The 4,744-nt window shown below is 57.7% G+C and carries 5 protein-coding genes; all 5 read right to left on the bottom strand.

Translation table 11 applies throughout. From position 1 onward, the window contains the following. Window positions 1-193: 193 nt before the first annotated feature. Window positions 194-694, bottom strand: a complete 501-nt coding sequence (locus tag PKE80_RS21715) for a hypothetical protein (RefSeq protein ID WP_271184310.1) — start codon at window positions 692-694, stop codon at window positions 194-196. 29 nt (window positions 695-723) lie between these two features. Further along, window positions 724-1,188, bottom strand: coding sequence for a DUF8453 domain-containing protein (locus PKE80_RS21710; protein WP_271184309.1), 465 nt, complete (start codon window positions 1,186-1,188; stop codon window positions 724-726). Between the two features lie 11 nt (window positions 1,189-1,199). Continuing rightward, window positions 1,200-1,472 carry an ECs_2282 family putative zinc-binding protein gene (locus PKE80_RS21705; RefSeq protein ID WP_271184308.1) on the bottom strand — a complete coding sequence of 91 codons (273 nt, stop codon included), beginning with the start codon at window positions 1,470-1,472 and terminating at the stop codon, window positions 1,200-1,202. Between the two features lie 552 nt (window positions 1,473-2,024). Next, window positions 2,025-3,965, bottom strand: a complete 1,941-nt coding sequence (locus PKE80_RS21700; RefSeq protein WP_271184307.1) for an AAA family ATPase — start codon at window positions 3,963-3,965, stop codon at window positions 2,025-2,027. A gap of 206 nt (window positions 3,966-4,171) precedes the next feature. After that, on the bottom strand, window positions 4,172-4,744 hold a 573-nt coding region (istB, locus tag PKE80_RS21695), incomplete at its 5' end, for an IS21-like element ISSsp4 family helper ATPase IstB (RefSeq protein WP_271184306.1).

The following is a 4,744-nucleotide window of genomic DNA, read 5'->3' as shown; positions in this document are numbered from 1 at the left end:
ATCAAGGCCATGGCAGCGTAATGTTCAACCGCCCGCCCACACACGGAATTCCTGACAGTCCCAGCGGTCGTCATCATCGTTCTAGCAGCCTCCGCCCTCATACGGTGAACACCACTGCGACCAAGCCGATGCTACCTCTGTTTTTCCGTTGGCTGCTTACACTCTACAGCACGATTTTAACCATCCTGAATGCTCAGGGCAGACCTTTGAGGACGCGCGACAACACATCCACGATGTAGCCCTGCACCATTTCCGCCGTGACTTCCGACAGCAGCGCGCCCGCACCTGAACTTGAACTCCCTCCGCGCCCAGGCATGATCGTACTTGTCGGAAACCCGACGCCTGCAGAACCTCGGGAATGAACCGCCCACACATGCGGGTAATCATGCCGCTGATAGTAGGCAGGCTTGCTTCCCCGGAACAACGTCATTGCGACCTTCGCTGGGGACGCCTGTCCGTGGCTCCCGGCCTGCCACTCCTCAATGGAAATCTCGCTGTCCCACCCCTGCGTGGAGATGAACTCCGCCATCTCGCGCATGGCGGGAACGATCATGGCGTCACGAATTCGCAAAAACTCCGCATCGTTCAGTTCTGCTTGGGCAACACGTTCACGCTTCTCCTGCGCCGCCACCTCCGCCTTCTGCTTATCGCGAGCAAAGAGGCTTTCAAGTTGCCCCCTGACTTCATCCTTCATCGGAATTGATTTCCTTCGCATGAGAGCGCTTAAAAGACGTCTGACCAGACTTCCTTATGATGGTCTGTTCCGGCATCGTCATCCCAGTGGATGCGCATATGGGCGCGCCGTGGTGACTGCATATTGATGCCGGCCATCAACTCAACGGTCTGATGCCGTTCCAATGCCGGAACGGGCAGCTTCTGCTTCAACTCGCTGGCCATCATGACCTCCCCGCCCGCCAGAAACTCCAAGCGCACGTTGCGCGCCGCAACGGGGCCGCGATTAAAAACCTTCAACCGGTAATCGTTCTTCGCGATCTTTACGAAGTTGGCGCCCACATCCGCCTCGCGCTGGGCCTGCGACTCGGCTGATTCTTTGTCGATCAGTAGCCGATTCAACCGTTCAGCCGTTTCGGCAAACGCATTCTGCCGCCGATTGAAGCGACCTGTTTGCACCGCCGACCAGATCGCAACCGCGAGCGCTGAGAAGGCGGCAATGTCAGATACGGTCACTGGTAATGGCGTCATTTGAACCGGATATTCTTGGAACCCTTGAAGGCGTTTTTCAGGGTATCCCGTATCTCGTTGCCCATATCCTCCAAGATTTCGGGCTTTAGCGCCTCCACCTCACCAGAAATGACCTCGCCGTTCTCAGCGATCAATTCTGCGCGGGTAAACTCTCGGTCGCAGCCGGTGCAGCGCACCGGCCCTTCGCCGCTCTCGTCATACGCGAATTCCTTGTGACCGCAGGTTGGGCACATCAACGAAATCGAGCGGGCATATTTGCTGGCGTCCATAGGGGCCTCCGACGTTCCAATAAGAACATATCAGGATCATATTGCGCAGGGAAGTCCGTGATTAATATTCATTCATAGCTCTACAGAGGTAAGCGTACGGCCTCGGCGTTTTGCGGCATCTAGGCTTGGCGCTGATTGCTCCGATAAGGAGTCTTTTTCTCGAATCCAGAAGGAGGCTTCTCTAGCAGGTGAGGTGTTTCCGCCGTCCGGTGACAATCACGGACGCGAACGCGGCCGCTGCCATGCGACGCGTCCATGTGTTGCAATTCCCGGCGTTCGCGCGCGGACGGCGGCTCGAGCAAAACCCTCCGCTCCCATTCGAATTTTCACACGGCAAATCGCGAGCGTTTCATGTTAGAAAAGCGGAAGGTTTGCACCTAGGAAACGAAATTCTGGTGCTGAGTGACCAGGAAGGGTCGGTTTTGCCGAGCGCCTAACGCCGTTCTGTCATTCGCTTGCCATCGCTTCCTCCTCCTCCCCGGAAGAGCGGTTATCGTTGCGCCGGTAGCGGGATTTTTGACATTGGCAAGCATCCTGCGCGAATGATATCGCTTATGCTGCCTCTTCCCCTGCATCGTTTGCTGCAGCTATCATTTCTCGCTCTGCCACTAACGGCATCTCAGGCCCCATCATCATTTGATAATGCGCCGAGTGTTCGGTCTTGATGAATATCTCCCGGAAAACAGAAAGATAGCGTGTCGCCAGCCCGCCATCGACGGACACGTAGAGATCGTCGTGGGCTGAGTGCGACCCGTCGTTGACCCAGGAAAACAGCGACGCACAGATTTGCTGATCTTGGCCTTCAAACCGGGCCACGATTTCATCCGTGTCGACATTGCCGAGAATTTTGAAATAGTTCTCGATGATCCGTCGCAATGTGTTCTGAATCGTCAGGACCGAGCGGTCGGGATTGCGAACTTCGGCCCACAGCAATTCATAGGACGTCTTGATCGGGTTAACCGGATGACCGTCGATTTTCGAGGTCCCGTCGAGTTTGCGCACGACCCAGAACGTTTCGTGCGCCCGGACGCCGCCGCTGCGCTTGGGATCAAACGAAACTTCCTTGTGAAAATAGATGTTGTGCGTGAGGACGAACACCTGCCTGATCTGCCCGCTTCCCTGTTGGGCTTCCTTCAACACCCGTTTGATCAGCGAACTGACAATGAAGAGCACATCGCTGTCTAAGCTCGATATCGGATCGTCGAACACCACGATCCGCTCGCCTGACACTTCCGCCTGATCCGTGCTCCCGCGGATCAAATGATAGAAGTAGAGAAATGCAACGAAGCTCTTCTCGCCCTCGCTCAGTGTCGCTCCCACCCCGCGTCCATCGTCGCGCACAAGCTCATAGAGATGATTATGCTCGCCTGTGGTCCGAAGATGGAACCCTGAAAAACCGAACGAAGCCAGCAGGCCGTTGATCGCACTTACCGTTGGCTCGACACTTGTGACATTGCGCTCGAGTTCACGAAGTTCACGGCGCGCCTCTTCTCGGCGGGCAGTCTGATCGCCTAGGCTGTTTTCCATCCCGCCAATCGCTTGCTCCAGCTTCCCGGCCTCTGCGCGGTAGCTAGCGATCGCTGCCTGGTTTTCCTCAATGAGGCACCGCCAGATCTCGGCGACCAGTGCCAACTTCTCAGTTGCCAGATTATCGACCAGCCTGTTGTGTTCGACAATCTCTCGGTTCGCCCCGGCGATCCGGTCTGCAATCGGCGCCCAGGCATCCGCCAAGTTTTCGAGCGAGATCGATGCACTGGGCTCGCGGCGCTTGTCCGCTAGCAGCCGCATATTCGCATCAAGCTTTGCAGACAGCCGGTCGATCTCCGATCGCAGCTGGTTTCCATCGATATAGCGATGATTTTGAGCGAGGAGCGCCTCCAGAGCATCGAGGAAGCGCGTCGACTGAGCGGCATACATCGTGCACACCGCCTCGATACGGTCGATATCCCGACGATAGGTCTCATCGAAGTAGTCGGAAATCTTAGCAGCGAGGGCTGCATCCACATGTTGTTGGCAAAACGGACATGGGGCCTCTGGTGCTAGATATCCCAAGCCTTGGCGCACCCAGTCGCTGTTCCCGAGATATCCAATCAATTCGGCGACATCGACATTTTCCTTGCCCAGCACCCGCTTGCCCAGCACCGGATCTGCCGAAGAAAGTAATTCGCCAAGGCTGATCTCACCGATCGGTATCTCTCGATGGAGTCCGCCACCGAAGACCTTTTCGGCCCTACTCTTGAGAGCTTCCAGGCTGCTCAGCGCAGCGGTGTTGCTCCCAGCCTCCTCGAGCACCCTGTCACAGAAGCGCGCTTGGGCGTTACGCACTCCGCTAAATGCATCCTTGAAATGTGCGTCGTGCTTGCCTTTGATCTGCCTCCAGCACAGCTCCTCGAAATCGCTGCGCAGGCGTTGCCGCTCGCCCCGTTTCCCGGATAGGGGGTGCACGGTGCCTAGAGCCGCTTTCAATCCGTCGATGCGTGTCTGGATTGTCAACCGGCGCGCAAAACTGACCCCCTATCGGCGTCCAATATTGACCCCACCTTTCGGTAGTCAGGCGGTTATCCCGGTAGTCGATAGGAGGGGCCCACGGACGACGACGCGCACCGTCAGGTGTGCTGGCGGCGTCGTCCGTGGGAGGTCCCTGTTGACCCACCGGGTTAACCGCCGGGGATGGGGGTCCGGGGGAAGGGGTTTTCGGCTCAGTTCCGGTTTTTGAACCGCCAGCTGTCATTGCCCGTCTCGATGATGTCGCAGTGGTGTGTGATGCGATCGAGAAGCGCGGTGGTCATTTTGGGGTCGTGGAAGACGCTCGGCCATTCGCCGAAGGCGAGATTGGTCGTGATGATGACCGAGGTCTTTTCGTAGAGCTTGCTGATCAGGTGGAAGAGCATCTGACCACCGGACCGGGCGAACGGCAGGTAGCCCAGCTCATCAAGTACCACGAGATCAAGCCGCGAGAGTTGGGTGGCAAGGCTGCCGGCCTTGCCCAGGCGAGCCTCTTCCTCGAGCCGGTTCACCAGATCGACGGTATTGAAGTATCGGCCTCTGGCACCGGCGCGCACCACCGCGGCGGTGATGGCGAGAGCCAGATGGGTCTTGCCCGTGCCTGTTCCGCCAATCAGCACGATATTGCGGCGTTCCGGCAGGAACGAGCCCGTATGCAGCGAGCGGATCAGTCCTTCGTTGATCGGCGTGCCATCGAACATGAACCCATCCAGGTGAGAACGGCGGTGGAATAGTCGGCCACGGTAGCGGCGGGATAGGTCCGCTGC

This window comes from Novosphingobium resinovorum, assembly GCF_027922145.1.
GTDB lineage: Bacteria > Pseudomonadota > Alphaproteobacteria > Sphingomonadales > Sphingomonadaceae > Novosphingobium > Novosphingobium resinovorum.
The sequence above is the reverse complement of the archived record's forward strand: the minus strand, read 5'-3'. Positions and strand labels throughout refer to the sequence as shown.